Source organism: Nakamurella antarctica (assembly GCF_003860405.1).
Classification (GTDB): Bacteria; Actinomycetota; Actinomycetes; order Mycobacteriales; family Nakamurellaceae; genus Nakamurella; species Nakamurella antarctica.
This window is the reverse complement of the sequence record NZ_CP034170.1, coordinates 986,021-1,001,382: the sequence shown is the minus strand read 5'-3', so window position 1 is coordinate 1,001,382 and position 15,362 is coordinate 986,021. Positions and strand designations below refer to the sequence as shown.

The window sequence follows — 15,362 nt, the reverse complement described above, 5'->3', positions numbered from 1 at the left end:
GACACTGGGCGGACCTAACTCGGGCTCATCGGAGCTGATACCGCCCGGAAGCTGAACGTCTACCGCGTTCCTGGACCGACAGTTTCCGCGGCTTCGATGATGAGGTCTTGGATCGAGTCATCGAAGTCTTCGAGCTGGCGGAGACTGTATCGATGCATTGTCACCTTCTTCGAGGTCGAGAAGGATGTTCTCGGCTTGGGATTAGTGACAGCGCGCTGGAGTTCGATGCCGATCTCGAGGTAGTGGCTTTTGATGTACGCGGAGGTGAAAGACCGCTTGCGTGCATAGGTGACGTCGGCAGAGTGGATCCGTTCCTCGACATCGGGAAGCTTCCGGCAGAAACTGCGAAAAGCCCAAATCTTGGCGAGGTCGTCTTCGTCGAGTCCGTCGGTGAACTCTTCCCAGTGAGCATTGGCCATTCCCTGACTGTAGAGAGCGCATCCAACCAATGCCATGGTGATTATTCGGCGAGATCTCCGCGGTCAGGGTTTAGGGCCGTCACGAGCTTATGCATGGCGGACGCGGCGGATTCTGACGCAGTTGGACCGAGTGCGGAAAGGCTCGACATTAGAGCTGTCAGCTCCGCAATGTCGAACCAGATATTCGCTCGATGGATCAGGCGGGGGAGGCTTGCGCCTCCGCGTCGCCCGGCCCGCACATCGATGGGAACACCCGAGTGGCGAAGACGCTGAACGTCGCGGGCTATCGTTCGGCGGGAGACGCCGAACCAGTCACTGAGCTCGCGGAACGAGACACGGTCGCCTCGGCGGTGCAATATCTCGACGAGTTGCTGATGTCGCTCCACACGGCGCAACACCAGATGGTTGTCGCGTGAGGCGGCTGCAGCAATCATGCTGTCGATACGAATCCCTCTTAAAGTATGACACCGGCTTGTCTTGGTTGATTGTTAGCCTAGCCCCATGAACGCTGACACGATTGCTGACGACTTCTTTGACACGTACTCACACGCCCTCGTTGCCCGCGACGCGGACGTAGTGAGCAGCCTGTACGCCACACCCGCGCTGATCCTTTTTCCGGGTCAATCCATCGCCGTTTCCGAACCCAGCCAGACCGCCGACTTCTTCCTCCAAGCGTGGGAGCAATACGACGGCATCAAGCACACCACCACCGACATCAATGTGGTCGCACGAACCCAACACAGTGTGTGGGCCGACGTCACCTGGCATCACGACAACGACACCACCGAACGGATGATGTACCAACTGGTCAATTCGGAGGATGGGTGGAGAATCGCAGTTCTCACCGCGCTGGACGAATAACTCCTCGAGCCTGATGATTCTCCATTGCAACCCGCGGTTCTGTCTGCAAGGACCGCCCGTAAACCGGACAGCCTGACGCTTCCCCGCTGGTGGTTGGGTGAACCCACCGACTTGCCTACAGGTGCCCGTTTAGGCGTTTCGACATTAACCCCGATGAGCGAGCGTCCTGCGCTCGAGCTGGCCGGGAACAGGCAGTCTCACAACCCTAGGAATACGAGGTGACTCACCGGCCAGCCTAGAACGCAGGGTGCTGACCGGCCATTTTTCGTGCAGTTCAGCACGCGTTTCCACGTACCGCGATTCTCGTAACTATGTCTCGCAACCTTCTGATTGAAACTGCCAACACACCATTACTTATGAGACACCTGTAGGACAGCATCTCAGCACTCCACTAATCGTCAACAAGCGGATCTCAAAACCGCTGGGATTCGGCGCGATGACCTCTACATCGATCACGGAGTCTCCGGTGCGCAAGCGTTACGCCCCCAGTTGACTCAAGCTTTCGACGCGCTGATCGAAGGCAACACTCTCGCGGTAAGCACGCGATCGGCTCGAGTATTCGGGGATCGCGGATCAGGTGCCACGCTGTTGACCGTGCGCCTTTACCTGTCCTCCTACCAACTGGGTGATCACCCCGAACTGTTCTCCGCGCTAGTGAGGGGAAGCAAACGGGGCTGGCTGATCGCGAACGCACTCGACGGCGTCGATGACGATCGACGCCTCGCAGACGTTGAGAGTCAGATTCAAAACCTCTCATCGATCGGGCTCACCGCTGAGAACTTCGACCTACGGAACTTCACTCCCGACGACGTAGAGGCGGCGTTTGGGCACCCTGACTTTGTGTGGGTGAGGGGCGGCAATGTGTTCATCCTTCGCATGGCGATGGCACGCTCGGCATTCGATCGCCTCATCGTCGCCAGGCTCGCCGCCGACGATCTCGTCTACGCAGGGTTTAGCGCGGGCGCCTGCGTCCTAGCTCCGAGCCTGCTGGGGCTGGAACTTTGCGATTCGGTCGTTGACTGTCGTGCGGAATACGGCGACGTTCGTTTCGCCGGATTAGCTGTCCTGGACCGCGCCGTTGTCCCGCATCTTCAGTCGTCCGATCACCCCGAGACAAACATCCTTGGGGCAATCGCCAAACGGTATGACGCGAAGGATATTCGCTACTGGCCCCTCCGCGACGGCCAAGCATTAGTCGTCGACGGTTTCAGCTCGCTCATTCAGTCCTGACCGCGACGGGTGATCCGGGCTGCGGTCCTCTCGGGCACGGGTCAATGTCAAGAAGTCGCATCACCGAAGTGCGCCGCACCCCCTAGGGACTGACACATCCGGCCCCTGAATAGGCCGACACACGGGATTGGGGCCACCGCGAACTATTCAGCTGATCACTGGCGATCGCCGGCTACGGACGTCGTGGTTGAGGTGCTGCGGGGTTTATCCGCGGCGAGATAGCAGCTGACCACGACGGTGTTCAAACTCTGGTGCTCACGTTCGGCTCTCAGTGCCCACTCACGGTGGAGACTGGTTGGCCACCGCAGATTGAACCTCCCTAAGAACACGCGCTCGCCGTGAGGCCCCGGCACTCGCTCGCCGAAGTGCTCCATTTCCGCGAGCACCTCTTCAACCACAGCGAGGAGGCCGTCCTCAACTTCCCGCCGCTCCTTCTCTACCCAGGACAGTGAAGGAAACTCGGCGACAGGAGCCACAAACCCACCGTCATCTGTCGAGTAGAAAACCGAGTAGGAAAACCGATCCACCAGACTCGGAGAAACTGGAGCCTGGCTCATCGCTGCTTCTTTTCCTCTTCTAACTTCTCGATGGCCGTCAAGACCTGACGGACTTTGTACGCCTTCGCTTTGCCTTGGTCGTTTGGATGTTCACTCTGGGCTCGCCCGACCAGGGCATCGTGAAAACCGCGTGCGAACCACCGGTCGTACGAAGCTCGCCGAAGTACACACCGCACGCCTCCGACGATCTTGGCAGCGCTTGGAGTCAACGATGGAGCCGCGCGCGGTACCACCAAGCAGTGGGTCGGTCCTTCTCACGGTGACAGGCGTTTTCACCCATCGACACATCACACTGACTCATCAGCGCACGCGAGTTCCCTTGCGCCACACAGCGTGCGTCAGGGGAACACCCACCCGATAGGCCAGATAATCCTCCGAAGGTGCGTCCAGCACGTGGATGTCAGCCCGCGCACCGACCCCCAGGTGGCCCACATCGCTGCGCCGCAACGCTTTTGCCCCGCCCGCGGTAGCCGCCCAGATTGCCTCCGCCGCCGTCATCCGGCACTGCAGGACCGCAAGGGCAACCGCCAGCGCCATCGACGTGGTGTACGACGAGCCGGGATTGCAATTGGAGGCCAACGCGACGGTGGCGCCGGCGTCGATCAGCTCCCTTCCGGGCGCTGCGGCTTGCCGGGTGGAGAGGTCGCAGGCGGGCAGCAGTGTCGCCACCGTGTCCGAGCTTCCCAGTAATTCCAGATCTGCTGAGCTGAGATAGGTGCAGTGGTCCACCGATGCGGCGCCGAGTTCGACCGCCAAAGCCGCCCCCGGTCCAGCGCCGAGTTGGTTGCCGTGGACCCGCAATCCGAGGCCCGCGGCGGCGCCAGCGGTGAGGACCTGACGGGACTGCGCCTCGTCGAATGCTCCTTGCTCGCAGAACACATCGATCCAGCCCGCGTACTCCCGCACGCCCTCCAGCATGGGGCCGCAGACCAGGTCCACGTACCCCTGGGCGTCGTGGCTGTACTCCGGCGGCAACAGGTGCGCGCCCAAAAAGGTCACTTCGTCGACGCCTGCGGCGCGGGCAATTCGCGCCGACCGGATCTCGTCCTCGACCGTCAAGCCGTAGCCGGTTTTTGTTTCGACGCAGGTGGTTCCGCCCGCCGCCATCTCTGCGATAAGGCGTTGGGCGCGGCTCAACAGCGCGCCGTCAGAACTGGCGCGCGTTGGCCCGACGGTGGCCATAATCCCACCCGCTGCGTACGGCGCTCCGGCCATCCGGGCAGAGAACTCCGCCGACCTATCGCCGGCAAAAATGAGGTGCGAATGGGAATCCACCCATCCCGGCAACACGCAGCGCCCGCCGAGATCCACGGCGGTATCGGCTTCCGGGGCATTGATAGCGCTCCCCACCCACACCACGGATTCGCCCTCGAAGACCAAGGCGGCGTCCTCGATGAAACCCAGCGGCGCACCGAACTGCAAGTCGTTCGTCACCAGGCGCGAGATTCCCGTCAGCACAGTCGATGTCATGGGCTAATCCTCGAGATTGCCTTACCAAGGAGCGGACCCGGGTCACCCAGATCGACATGGATGCCGTCCCGCGCCACCACCCGACCACCGATGACGACGACCGCCACGTCTGCGGCGCTTGCCGACATCAGAACTTGGGCGGGGTCGCTGCCAGCGGTGCGCGCCGAGTCGAGCCGGACGGCAACCAGATCTGCTGACGCCCCCACCCGCAAGCGGCCCGCCGGCGAATCGATGGCGTCATGGGAGGAAACCGTTGCAGCGTGCAGCAACTCCGAGGGTGAGAAGCGTCCGCGAATCCCGGTGGCGAGCCGCTCTCCGTACTCGAGCCCACGTGCCTGCGCGAACGGATCGGTGATCACGTGTTGATCCGAGCCGAGCGAGATCACTGCGCCCGCGTCGGCGAGCAATCGCGCCGGCCCAATACCGTCCGCCAGGTCAGCTTCGGTGGCCGGGCACATGACAATAGATGCGTGGGCATCGCCCAGAAGCGCGATGTCGGCCGGTGAGAGATGAGTGGCATGCACGGCCGCAGTTCGGGAGGTGATCGCGCCGTTACGCGCTAACAACTGCGTGGGACTGACGCCGTGAAACTGTTGGCAGGCCTCGTTCTCGGCCGGTTGCTCTGACAGATGAACGTGCAGCACTCGCCCGCTCGCTGTGCTTACGACGGCGGGAAGTGCGTCTTCGCCCACCGCGCGCACGGAGTGGATCGCTACACCGGTCCGGAGATCTGCTGGCAGCGCGGCAACGCGGTCAGCCCATGCACCAACGCTGCCGTCTGAAAATCGCCGCTGAATCTCACCGACCGGCTGGCTGAAACCGCCTGCCAGGTAGGCAACATCGAGCAGCGTGACGGCAAGGCCGGCCCGGGCGCCCGCTGCAGTCACGGCTAAGCCCATGGCGTTCGGGTCCGAATACGGAACACCGCCCGCGCCGTGATGCAGATAGTGGAACTCCCCCACCGCGGTGATGCCGGCGCAGACCATTTCGGTATAGGCCGCTACCGCCAACTCGTACATGGTGTCCGGGTTGAGGCGATCTGCAAATTCGTACATCGCGTCGCGCCAGGTCCAAAAGTTGCCTGCGCCACCGCTCGCTGCATGAGTTCTGCCGCGGAGTGCACGGTGAAAAACGTGAGAGTGCGCATCGGCAAATCCTGGCAGCACCAGCCCCGGCAGCCGAACCGCAGCAGGGGCCATTGCTGGCTCGATCGATGTGATAACGCCTTCGGTGCAATGGATGTCGATAGGCCCCACCAGTTCGCCGCCCGCCAGCCCAGTGACCCAGGCCAGCTCCGCCCGATACACCGTCACCGGGTTAGCTTTGCGAGAACGTCTGCCAGCGCGTCGATCCCCACGAGGGCGTCCGCTGTCTCGGCGTGTTCGGCCGGAGAGTGTGAGATGCCAGTGGGGTTACGTACAAACAGCATGGCCGTTGGGAGGAATGGCGCCAACACCCCCGCGTCGTGCCCGGCCCCGGTGGTAATGGTGGGAACCTTCAACACTCCATTCAATTCCAGACCCAGCGCCGGATCAAAAATAACGTCGTCGGAGAAGGACTCGCGCCGCACCACCAACGAGCACCCTTCCAATTCGGCCTCAATCCGGGCCGCCGCGACAATCGCATCCACCAGGGCCGCAGTGGCAGCGGCGCCCGGAACCCGCGCATCAAGCCAGAGGTCGACGCTGGAGGCAATCACATTGGAGCCACCCGGAACGGGTACCAACCGGCCCACGGTCGCTACCGCACCCGCGTGTTCTGCCAGCAGCCTGCGGGTTGCCAACACCGTTGCGGCCGCTGGCAGCATCGGGTCCTTGCGGTCCGCCGGGACAGTGGTGCCAGCGTGGTTCCCGGTTCCGGTAAAGGTGAAGCGCCATCGCCCGTGCGCCACGATTTGACTGCCCACGGCGATCGCCGCCTGCGGGTCGACCTGCTGCAGCAAGCGCCCCTGTTCGACATGGAGTTCGACGAACGAATCAATCATCGCCAGACGCACCGGATCCGGACCGAACTCGGCCGGATCAATGCCCACCCTGCGAGCGGCATCGGCTAGCGAGATGCCATTCGGATCACGCAACCGCCGGACGTGGTCGGCATCACTTATCCCCGCCATCAAGCGAGACCCCAGACACGGCAGGCCAAACCGACCGCCCTCCTCTTCGGCAAAGCAGACTACGGCGATGGGTTTGGTGGGGACATGCCCGCGAAGCCGCAACTCGTCCACCGCCATCAGCGATGACACGACCCCCAACGGACCGTCAAACGCGCCACCGCCGGGAACTGAATCCAGGTGCGACCCGGTCACGACGGCCCCGGGGCCGGGGCTGCCCCACCATGCCCAGACGTTGCTATTGCGGTCGGTCTCAACTTCCAGGCCGCGCCGCTGGGCCTGCTCGACGAACCAACTGCGTAGGGCCATTTCGGCGTCATCGAAAAGGTGGCGCGAATAACCGCCGCGGGTCTGGTCCCTCCCAATCGCGGCCAGATCTGACCACGTCGAAGTAAACCTGCTGTTCTGAGAACCCGCGGCAATCTTCATCTCTCACCTCTCGTTGACTAAAACCCTCTGGCACGTCAGTGCTATTCGCCCTCGCGCATCGGGATCCGGACGCCCTTTGCGTCAGCCACGGCCTCTGCTTCCTCATAGCCTGCATCCACGTGCCTGATAACGCCCATCATCGGGTCGTTGGTCAGCACTCGTTCCAGTTTTTGAGTGGACAGCGCGGTGCCATCCGCGACGGTGACCTGGCCGGCGTGGATGGAGCGGCCGATTCCCACGCCGCCGCCATGGTGAATGGATACCCAGGTGGCGCCAGATGCGGTGTTCACCAAAGCATTCAGCAACGGCCAATCCGCGATGGCATCGCTACCGTCGGCCATCGCTTCGGTTTCGCGATACGGCGAAGCCACCGAACCGGAATCAAGGTGGTCGCGGCCGATGACCAGGGGCGCCGAAAGTTCCCCGGAGGCAACCATTTCGTTGAACCGCATCCCGGCGAGGTGTCGTTCGCCGTAGCCGAGCCAGCAGATGCGCGCCGGCAGGCCCATATGGGCGATCTTCTCCGGAGCCATCCGCATCCAGCGTTGCAGCTTGTCGTTGTCCGGGAACATCTCCATGATCACCTTGTCGGTGGCGGCGATGTCGGCAGGATCGCCGGAGAGCGCGGCCCAGCGGAATGGGCCCTTGCCCTCGCAGAACAGTGGACGAATATAGGCCGGGACGAAGCCCGGGAAGTCGAAAGCCCTGCTGTACCCGGCCAATTGGGCTTCGCCGCGGATGGAGTTTCCGTAATCAAATACCTCGGCGCCCGCGTCCATAAAGCCCACCATGGCCTCGACATGCGCGGCCATCGAATCGCGCGAGCGGTCGGTGAACTCTTCCGGCTTCTTCGCTGCGTACTCGTGCCAATCCTCCACCTCGATGCCGGTGGGCAGATAGGACAACGGGTCGTGGGCGCTGGTCTGGTCGGTCACGATATCGATGGGGACGCCGCGCCTCAACAGTTCCGCGAAGACCTCCGCAGCATTACCGATGACGCCGACCGAAAGCGCCTTGCGATCGTTCTTGGCCTGGACGGCGAGTTCGATTCCGTGGTCGAGGCTATCGGCGACCACATCGAGGTAGCGGGTCTCGACTCGGCGGTTCGCCCGCCACGGGTCACATTCGACGACGAGGCACGCACCGCCGTTCATCGTGACCGAGAGCGGTTGCGCACCACCCATTCCGCCGAGGCCAGCGGTGAGAGTCAAGGTACCGGCGAGGGTTCCGCCGAACCTCTTGTCCGCCACCGCGGCGAAGGTCTCGTACGTTCCCTGAACGATGCCCTGGGTGCCGATGTAAATCCAGGAGCCAGCCGTCATCTGGCCGTACATGGTGAGCCCCATGGCTTCCAACCGACGGAACTCCGGCCAGTTCGCCCAATCGGGCACCAGGTTTGAGTTGGCAATGAGGACCCGCGGCGCCCACTCGTGGGTACGCATGACGCCGACAGGCCGGCCCGACTGGACGAGGAGGGTTTCGTCCTCCTTGAGATCGGTCAGGGTGCGGGTGATGGCGTCGAAGGACTTCCAGTCGCGTGCGGCTTTACCCGTGCCGCCGTACACCACCAACGCGTCCGGGTTTTCAGCCACATCGGGGTCGAGGTTGTTGTGGAACATCCGCAGCGGCGCCTCGGTGGCCCACGAGCGGGCGGTGAGGGTGGTACCGCGGGCGGCGCGGACGGGACGGGGACCTGAGGTCATGGTCAAACTCCTGATTCTTGGGTTCGGGTAAAAAGTTGGGCGACACGGCCGGACGCAACGAGTTCTACAACAAGATCAATTTCAGCTCCGAGGTGGCGATCCGGCCCCGGGCCCGCCACCCTGGTACGCACAAGGTCCCGCACCGCGCCCGTCACGGGGCCGGGCTGCAAGGGCGCGCGGAAGTCCAAAGCCCTAGCGGCAGTGAGGATCTCAATGGCAAGCACCCGCGTGAGTCCGTCAACGGATTTGCGCAACTTGCGCGCCGCATGCCAGCCGAGCGACACGTGGTCTTCCTGCATCGCCGACGACGGAATCGAATCCACCGATGCGGGTACCGCCAGTCGTTTCATCTCTGACACGATTCCGGCCTGGGTGTACTGGGCGATCATGTGGCCTGAATCGACGCCCACCTCGAAGGCCAAAAAAGCGGGTAGCCCGTGACTGCGGCTTTTGTCGAGCATCCGGTCGGTGCGGCGTTCGCTGATCGAAGCAACGTCAGCTGCTGCGATAGCAAGGAAGTCTAGGACGTACCCCACGGGCGCGCCATGGAAGTTACCGTTCGATTCCACTCGGCCGTCGGGCAGTACCACCGGGTTATCGATGGTGGAGCGAAGTTCTCGCCCTGCCACCGTCATTGCGTGGTCCAGCGTGTCGCGGGCGGCGCCGTGTACCGCTGGCGCGCACCGCAGCGAATACGCGTCCTGCACCCGTGTGTCGTCGGGACCGGCGTGCGAGGCGACTATCGGCGAGTCGGCCAGAACCGCGGCGATCCGGGCTGCCGCGGTCGCTTGACCGGGGTGCGGCCGAAGTGCCTGCAGATCAGCGCTGAAGACTTGGTCGGTGCCCATCAGCGCCTCGACGCTCATGGCGGCGGCGATGTCGGCCGTGTCGAGCAACATCTGTAAATCGGCGCCAGCCAGCACAAGCTGGCCGAGCATGCCATCGGTGCCATTGATGAGCGCAAGACCTTCCTTTTCGGCCAATTGCACAGGGGCCAGACCTGCTGCGGCCAGGGCTTGGGCCGCGGGCATCCGGACGCCTCGAACATCGTCGACCTCACCTTCGCCCAGCAGTGTCAATGCCACGGCGGAGAGCGGCGCGAGGTCGCCGGAGCAACCCAGCGAACCGTATTCGGAGACAACGGGAGTAATGCCCGCACTGATCAAACCCGCCAGCAACGTGGCGGTTTCCAGCTTGATGCCCGTCCGGCCACTCGCCAGCGTCGCCAGCCGCAAAAGCATCATGGCGCGCACCACCTCGACCTCGACCGCTGGACCGCTGCCCGCGGCGTGCGACCGGATCAGTGAGGTCTGCAGCGCAGCCCTGCGCTCAAGAGGAATGTGAGTTGTCGCGAGCGCCCCGAAACCGGTGGAAATCCCGTAGTGCGGGTTGACATCGCTTGCCAGCGCATCGATAACAGCGCGGGTAGCGGTAATTGCGGCCGCAGCATCATCTGTGATTACGACGCCCAGGCCCGCGCGCGCTACTGACCACACGTCAGCTGGCGACACCCCATCCGTGCCCAACGACACCTTTCCCAGTGAGATCTCCGCACCCTCCACGAGGGGAATTGGTAGTGACGGTGGGACCGTGTTGGGGCGAACGCCGGCTGCGGGGACGGGGGTGTTCATCCCTGTATTCGACGCCCTTCACGTGGCTACCAAAAGGGGTCTGGCGAGATTGGTGTCCGGAATACCGGACAATCAGCAGTATGGCATCAATGCACCCCAGGGAGGGCGGAGCTCCGGCCCTGCGGAAAGGGCTCTGTGTCCTGAACTATCTCGCCTCCCGCGCGACCCCGCAATCGGCGGCGACCATCGCTCGCGAGCTCGGGCTCCCCCGATCCACCACCTACGATTTGCTCACCGAATTGGCGGCGGCAGGATTCGCTGTTCACATTGCCTCCCAACGGCTTTGGGGTCTTGGAGTTTCTGCGTTCGAGGTTGGAACCGCATACTTGCGACAGGAGCCGCTGGAGCGCGTTGCCCGCCCGATCCTGCACCAGCTAGCCGCCAAAGTTTCCATGACCGCTCACCTGGGGGTGCTGCACGGTGCTCAGACCCTGTATGTGGTGAAGGAAAAACCGACGAGCAATTTCCGGCCGCCCACTCTCGTTACCGAGGTGGGGGTCCGGTTACCCAGCCATCTCACGGCCACCGGTCTGGCGATTCTTGCCTTCCTGCCCGCAGCGCAGGTCCGAGCTTTACTGCCGGGGACGGACAGTTTTGTCGACCGCACCGGCCGCGGCGCCCGATCCTTGCCGGAGCTTCGCCGTTCGCTTGCTGCAACGAGAAGATCCGGCTGGGCTGTGGAGGACGGGTTGGTGAGTGCTGGGATGGCGTCGGTCGCGGCGCCTGTTTTCGATCACCGTTCGATGGCCGTGGCGTCGATCGGGGTCACCTTCGCCCATCTGTGCCAGCCGACGCCGGCCCGGCTGGCAACAAGTGAGTCCGCCACCAATGTGCCAGCGGACGCGCAGACTCCCTGTGACCAACGATGGCCCGAACTCGCGGCCACCGTGCAGGCTGCGACCGCCGCCGTCACCGCAGCACTGGGCGGCCACTCGCCAGTGTGAGACCCGCGCGGTGCACCGGCTAAAGTTTGACCATGATTACTCGCGAGTTGGCCGTCAAAGGCGCCTTCGAATTCACCCCGCAGCAGCATGGCGACGACCGTGGCGTGTTCATGGAATGGTTCAAGATCGCCGATCTCACCGCCGCTATCGGCCACCCCCTCGAACTGGCCCAGGCAAATCTGAGCGTTTCCCGAGCCGGGACCCTGCGCGGGATCCACTTCGCCGATGTTCCCCCGGGCCAAGCCAAATATGTCACGTGCCCTGCGGGCGCCGTGCTCGACGTCATCGTCGACATCCGGTTGGGGTCACCAACTTTCGGTGCTGTCGACGCAGTACTTCTGGACTCGGTGGACCGTCGGGCGGTCTACCTTGCCGAGGGCCTTGGCCACGGATTCTTAGCGCTCGAGGACAACTCGACCCTGACCTACCTCTGCTCCACCGGCTACAACCCCGGCGGCGAACACGGGATCCACCCCCTCGATCCGGCTCTGAAATTGCCATGGCCAGAAGGAATGGAGTTCACCCTGTCCGGCAAGGACGAGGCTGCTCCCACTTTGGCGCAGGCGCAGGCCTCTGGCCTTCTTCCGTCGTATGAGGTCTGCATGGCGTACGAGGAAAGCCTGCGGCACCGCGGTCACTAGACCCACCACTCCCTCAGCCCTTGGCGCCACCCCGAGAAAGGCCATTCTTGAGCAACTCTCGCATCGCCCTCATTCGGCACGGGCAAACCGAGTGGAGCCAGTCGGGGCGACACACATCGGTCACAGACATCGACCTGACGGCATTCGGCGAGGAGCAGGCCACACGAATCCCCTGGGTTCTCCAGCGGCTGGGTATTGCGCCCACAACAGTGCTCGTCAGCCCGCGGTTGCGCGCCCAACGGACGGCGGCGCTGGCCGGTCTGGCGGTGACACAGACCGATGACGAACTCGTCGAATTCGGCTACGGCGACTACGAAGGCCTCACCACACCCCAGATACGTGAGTTGAACCCGGCGTGGTCGGTGTTTCGCGACGGGGGCGCCGGACCAACCGGCGAAAGTCCTGCACAAGCGCAAGCTCGCGCCGACCGAGTGCTGGGCAGGGCCAGGGCGGCAATGGCGAACGGCGATGTCGCCTTGGTCTGTCATGGCCACATTTCGCGGGTTCTAGCCGTTCGGTGGATTGAGCTGGCGGTTCAGGCAGCACAAGGCATCGCCCTTGACCCGGCCGCAATTACCGTTCTCGGAGACCACAACGGCTTTCGGATCATCGAACACGCCAATGTCCCAGACCTCACCCACGTCGTCTAAGAGTTACTGCGCAATCGAAGCAGCCCCAAGGTTTGAACTTTCTGACTCACCCACCGTTTTCACCGAAAGGCCTCATCGTGTCCGACCCTCGCATTCGACCGATCCAGCTACAGGATGTGGACGCGGTCGTCCAGCTGGTGCACGACCTCGCCGACTACGAGAAGCTGCCCCAGCTGTGCTTCCTGACGACGGACAAACTCATCGCGTGCGTATTCGCCGACTCCCCCGCCGTCTACGGCCACGTTGCCGTCGTGGGTAACGTCGTCGTCGGGTATGCGTTGTGGTTCCTCAACTACTCCACCTGGGAGGGCGTGCATGGGATCTATCTCGAGGATCTCTATGTATCACCCGCGCACCGCGGCTCGGGACTTGGCAAGGCGCTGCTGGTCAACCTCGCCTCGATAGCCGCCGAACGCGGCTACGCCCGAGTGGAGTGGTCGGTGTTGGACTGGAACACCCCCTCCATTGACTTTTACTCCTCGCTCGGTGCGGTGCCGATGCAGGGGTGGAGCGTCTTCCGGCTCACTGGTCAGCCATTGGCCCAAATAGCGGCGGGAAACTCTTAATCCACTCAGAACTGGATTTGCTGACGAGAAGTCCCACGCTCGCGCCGCCCAACACCATCATCGCCAACCCCGGAGCCAGCTGCCCGCTCGGGAAAGCTAGATAAAAGCCCACCAACAGGACGATCAGGTTGATCACAAGCGCTGGGGTTCTCGCCCACCTTCGCCCTTGGAACAATCCCTTGCTGACAGCTGCGATCAACACGGTGAGTGCCACAAAGTACGCAGCGGTGGCCAACGCCCATTTGAGGTCGGCGTCTTTGCGCGCGGCGATCACCACGCCCGCCACCACTAAGACTGCGAATGCTTCGAATGCAGCGACCAGTGCGACGATTCGCACCGTCGGCGGCGGCAGGATGGACAGCGGCGGTGGATCAACAGGAGCGCTCACCGGTCCAGATTAGCGCCGCGCCAGCGAGCCTGACTGCTCCCGGTTGCGCCCCACGCATAAACTTCACTCTCGATGCGCGCTCTCTTGATAGTCAACCCCCACGCCACCGGCACCACCGCTCGCCGACGCGATTTTCTCTCGCATGCGCTGGCCAGCCAAATGAAGCTACGAATCGCCCACACGGAAAACCGCGGCCATGCGGCCGAACTTGCTGGACACGCGGCGACAGCCGGATTTGACCTGGTGGTGGTGCACGCAGGAGATGGCACGGTGAACGAAGTGGTCAATGGCCTGCTGACGTCGGGAACGGCTCCGGAGAAGGTTCCGCAGCTGGCGATTGTGCCGGGCGGGTCGACCAACGTCTTTGCGCGAGCTCTGGGGATGGACGCGGACCCCACCGAGGCGACGGCCCAAATCTTGGAGGCGCTATCGACACGGCGCAGCACTCTCGTATCGCTCGGGCTGGCTCGCATGGACGGCGGTGCCAGTCGCTATTTCACATTCAATGCTGGCCTCGGCATCGACGCCAGCGTGGTGTCCCAGGTAGAAAAACATCGTGCCACGGGCAGATCGATCTCCAACGCCATGCACGTTCGCGAAGCCATCAAGCTCTACCTGGGGTCGGGTCGCCGGCCGCACTCGTTGCAGGTGGAGCTACCAACCGGTGAGAGCGCACCGGACTGCCGGATGGTCTTTGTCTCAAATGTGGATCCATGGACATATTTCGGCAATCGCGCCATCCGGACGAATCCCACCACCACACTCGCAGGTGGATTAGGAGTCTTTGCCTCCCGGAGCCTCAAGCCGATTACCCTCACTCGTATCGGCCTGTCCATGTTGCGCAAGGCAGGAAACCCCCGAAGTCGCAAGCTGTTTCGGGTCGATAACGTCAGTGGCGTAAAAGTGACCACCAACACCCCCGTCGACTTTCAGATGGACGGCGACTACCTGGGTCAATTTTCCCGTGTCGAGTTCGTCAGTGTGAAAAACGCACTTCGGGTTGTTGTTTAATGTCCTGATTGTCAAATTTCTCACTGGAAACCGGCCTTCCGCAGGCCCACTGGAAACCAGCTGAATCGATCCCACCGGCTGCTAGCGCTAAAAGTCCGTAGCGCGGGGCAAACGTGAGATACGCAACCTCAAACACCAAAACCCTTGACATCTGCTGAGAGCGTGAAAGCATTCACAAGGTCTGCATTAGGAACCACGCACTCAAAGCGGTATAACCCAGCTTCGTTCGGCACATCGATCGAAGTGGGTCGTAGCCTTCGTGAGCTGCCATAGTTCCATCGATGCGTACCACTCGAACACGAACAAAACAGAACAGAACACCTAGAGAATCTCACGACGATGTACTAGGCACCACCACCAGCGATTCCCCACCCTCGCGGGCATCCCCGCAATCACGTCTCAACCAAGGAGTAACCCATCATGGACTGGCGCCACCGCGCAATCTGCCGCGACGAAGATCCCGAGCTGTTTTTCCCCATCGGGAACTCCGGGCCCGCACTACTGCAGATCGCCGAAGCTAAGGCCGTGTGCCAGCGCTGCCCCGTGACCAGCGATTGCCTGAGCTGGGCAATCGAAACCGGCCAAGATGCCGGTGTGTGGGGCGCCATGAGCGAGGACGAACGCCGCGCACTCAAGCGTCGCCGCGCTCGCGCACGCGCACGCAGCCTGTAACCCGTCAAAGTTCTATTTGCTTCATCACGAAATACCGCAACATCGACTACTCAAGGACCCCCGATAGCCCTCTGCCGTCG

Annotated in this window: 17 protein-coding genes and 2 pseudogenes; 9 read left to right on the top strand and 10 right to left on the bottom strand. The window is 62.9% G+C overall.

The annotated features are described in order from the left end of the window. Positions 1-59: 59 nt before the first annotated feature. Positions 60-419 carry a DUF5655 domain-containing protein gene (locus EH165_RS04390; protein ID WP_124798198.1) on the bottom strand — a complete coding sequence of 120 codons (360 nt, stop codon included), beginning with the start codon at positions 417-419 and terminating at the stop codon, positions 60-62. Positions 420-460: 41 nt separating this feature from the next. Next, positions 461-853 (bottom strand): helix-turn-helix transcriptional regulator, encoded by a 393-nt coding sequence (locus EH165_RS16790; RefSeq protein ID WP_124798197.1) that lies wholly within the window; start codon positions 851-853, stop codon positions 461-463. Positions 854-920: 67 nt separating this feature from the next. Here EH165_RS16790 and EH165_RS04380 point away from each other — a divergent pair, with 67 nt between their 5' ends. From EH165_RS04380 to EH165_RS15650, 3 genes and pseudogenes are all read left to right on the top strand, one after another. Then, positions 921-1,280: a hypothetical protein gene (locus tag EH165_RS04380; protein WP_124798196.1), complete on the top strand. Its 360-nt coding sequence runs from the start codon at positions 921-923 to the stop codon at positions 1,278-1,280. Positions 1,281-1,667: 387 nt separating this feature from the next. Continuing rightward, positions 1,668-1,808 (top strand): annotated as a pseudogene (locus EH165_RS16430) (recombinase family protein); the annotation flags it as partial. A 66-nt stretch (positions 1,809-1,874) separates the two neighbouring features. After that, the gene (locus EH165_RS15650; RefSeq protein ID WP_338418508.1) at positions 1,875-2,510 is read left to right on the top strand and encodes a Type 1 glutamine amidotransferase-like domain-containing protein; all 636 of its coding nucleotides are present in this window, start codon (positions 1,875-1,877) and stop codon (positions 2,508-2,510) included. Between the two features lie 155 nt (positions 2,511-2,665). Here the strand turns inward: EH165_RS15650 and EH165_RS04370 are convergent, their stop codons facing one another. The 7 genes and pseudogenes from EH165_RS04370 to hutH all read right to left on the bottom strand — a co-directional run bounded on the left by EH165_RS04370 (position 2,666) and on the right by hutH (position 10,410). Next, a complete protein-coding gene (locus EH165_RS04370; RefSeq protein WP_124798195.1) occupies positions 2,666-3,067 on the bottom strand; it encodes a toxin-antitoxin system HicB family antitoxin in 402 nt (133 codons plus the stop codon). Continuing rightward, positions 3,064-3,263, bottom strand: a pseudogene (locus EH165_RS16785) (toxin HicA). Before EH165_RS16785 ends, EH165_RS04370 begins: the two are co-directional and overlap by 4 nt. A 104-nt stretch (positions 3,264-3,367) precedes the next feature. After that, positions 3,368-4,537, bottom strand: coding sequence for an imidazolonepropionase (hutI, locus tag EH165_RS04360; protein WP_124798194.1), 1,170 nt, complete (start codon positions 4,535-4,537; stop codon positions 3,368-3,370). After that, complete coding sequence (locus tag EH165_RS04355; protein ID WP_206426102.1) at positions 4,534-5,850, bottom strand: formimidoylglutamate deiminase; 1,317 nt, start codon at positions 5,848-5,850, stop codon at positions 4,534-4,536. The genes hutI and EH165_RS04355 overlap by 4 nt, the downstream gene beginning before the upstream one ends. Further along, a complete protein-coding gene (locus tag EH165_RS04350) occupies positions 5,847-7,076 on the bottom strand; it encodes an allantoate amidohydrolase (RefSeq protein ID WP_124798193.1) in 1,230 nt (409 codons plus the stop codon). Before EH165_RS04350 ends, EH165_RS04355 begins: the two co-directional genes overlap by 4 nt. 41 nt (positions 7,077-7,117) lie before the next feature. Beyond that, positions 7,118-8,779: a urocanate hydratase gene (locus EH165_RS04345; RefSeq protein WP_124798192.1), complete on the bottom strand. Its 1,662-nt coding sequence runs from the start codon at positions 8,777-8,779 to the stop codon at positions 7,118-7,120. Positions 8,780-8,781: 2 nt separating this feature from the next. Beyond that, on the bottom strand, positions 8,782-10,410 hold the full coding sequence (gene hutH, locus EH165_RS04340) for a histidine ammonia-lyase (RefSeq protein WP_124798191.1): 1,629 nt from the start codon (positions 10,408-10,410) through the stop codon (positions 8,782-8,784). 80 nt (positions 10,411-10,490) lie between these two features. Between hutH and EH165_RS04335 the strand changes: the two genes are divergently transcribed. The 4 genes from EH165_RS04335 to EH165_RS04320 all read left to right on the top strand — a co-directional run bounded on the left by EH165_RS04335 (position 10,491) and on the right by EH165_RS04320 (position 13,211). Further along, on the top strand, positions 10,491-11,354 hold the full coding sequence (locus EH165_RS04335; RefSeq protein WP_239020693.1) for an IclR family transcriptional regulator: 864 nt from the start codon (positions 10,491-10,493) through the stop codon (positions 11,352-11,354). A gap of 32 nt (positions 11,355-11,386) precedes the next feature. Beyond that, the gene (locus EH165_RS04330) at positions 11,387-11,995 is read left to right on the top strand and encodes a dTDP-4-dehydrorhamnose 3,5-epimerase family protein (protein WP_124798190.1); all 609 of its coding nucleotides are present in this window, start codon (positions 11,387-11,389) and stop codon (positions 11,993-11,995) included. Between the two features lie 47 nt (positions 11,996-12,042). After that, positions 12,043-12,645 (top strand): histidine phosphatase family protein, encoded by a 603-nt coding sequence (locus tag EH165_RS04325; RefSeq protein ID WP_124798189.1) that lies wholly within the window; start codon positions 12,043-12,045, stop codon positions 12,643-12,645. Between the two features lie 77 nt (positions 12,646-12,722). Continuing rightward, on the top strand, positions 12,723-13,211 hold the full coding sequence (locus tag EH165_RS04320; RefSeq protein ID WP_124798188.1) for a GNAT family N-acetyltransferase: 489 nt from the start codon (positions 12,723-12,725) through the stop codon (positions 13,209-13,211). Here EH165_RS04320 and EH165_RS04315 read toward each other — a convergent pair. After that, positions 13,168-13,599: a hypothetical protein gene (locus tag EH165_RS04315; RefSeq protein ID WP_124798187.1), complete on the bottom strand. Its 432-nt coding sequence runs from the start codon at positions 13,597-13,599 to the stop codon at positions 13,168-13,170. The two genes, EH165_RS04320 and EH165_RS04315, sit on opposite strands and share 44 nt — an antisense overlap. A 72-nt stretch (positions 13,600-13,671) precedes the next feature. Between EH165_RS04315 and EH165_RS04310 the strand changes: the two genes are divergently transcribed. Both EH165_RS04310 and EH165_RS04305 read left to right on the top strand, forming a co-directional pair. Then, entirely contained in the window at positions 13,672-14,610 is a 939-nt protein-coding gene (locus EH165_RS04310; RefSeq protein ID WP_124798186.1) for a diacylglycerol/lipid kinase family protein, read from the top strand. Positions 14,611-15,030: 420 nt separating this feature from the next. Further along, positions 15,031-15,282, top strand: a complete 252-nt coding sequence (locus EH165_RS04305) for a WhiB family transcriptional regulator (protein ID WP_124798185.1) — start codon at positions 15,031-15,033, stop codon at positions 15,280-15,282. Positions 15,283-15,362 lie beyond the last annotated feature (80 nt).

Excerpts from the sequence above, each read along its gene's own strand:
- EH165_RS04390 (WP_124798198.1), bottom strand. The coding sequence starts at position 419 with ATGGCCAATGCTCACTGGGAAGAGTTCACCGACGGACTCGACGAAGAC.
- EH165_RS16790 (WP_124798197.1), bottom strand. The coding sequence starts at position 853 with ATGATTGCTGCAGCCGCCTCACGCGACAACCATCTGGTGTTGCGCCGT.
- EH165_RS04380 (WP_124798196.1), top strand. The coding sequence starts at position 921 with ATGAACGCTGACACGATTGCTGACGACTTCTTTGACACGTACTCACAC.
- EH165_RS04370 (WP_124798195.1), bottom strand. The coding sequence starts at position 3,067 with ATGAGCCAGGCTCCAGTTTCTCCGAGTCTGGTGGATCGGTTTTCCTAC.
- hutI (WP_124798194.1), bottom strand. The coding sequence starts at position 4,537 with ATGACATCGACTGTGCTGACGGGAATCTCGCGCCTGGTGACGAACGAC.
- EH165_RS04350 (WP_124798193.1), bottom strand. The coding sequence starts at position 7,076 with ATGAAGATTGCCGCGGGTTCTCAGAACAGCAGGTTTACTTCGACGTGG.
- EH165_RS04345 (WP_124798192.1), bottom strand. The coding sequence starts at position 8,779 with ATGACCTCAGGTCCCCGTCCCGTCCGCGCCGCCCGCGGTACCACCCTC.
- hutH (WP_124798191.1), bottom strand. The coding sequence starts at position 10,410 with ATGAACACCCCCGTCCCCGCAGCCGGCGTTCGCCCCAACACGGTCCCA.
- EH165_RS04335 (WP_239020693.1), top strand. The coding sequence starts at position 10,491 with ATGGCATCAATGCACCCCAGGGAGGGCGGAGCTCCGGCCCTGCGGAAA.
- EH165_RS04330 (WP_124798190.1), top strand. The coding sequence starts at position 11,387 with ATGATTACTCGCGAGTTGGCCGTCAAAGGCGCCTTCGAATTCACCCCG.
- EH165_RS04310 (WP_124798186.1), top strand. The coding sequence starts at position 13,672 with ATGCGCGCTCTCTTGATAGTCAACCCCCACGCCACCGGCACCACCGCT.
- EH165_RS04305 (WP_124798185.1), top strand. The coding sequence starts at position 15,031 with ATGGACTGGCGCCACCGCGCAATCTGCCGCGACGAAGATCCCGAGCTG.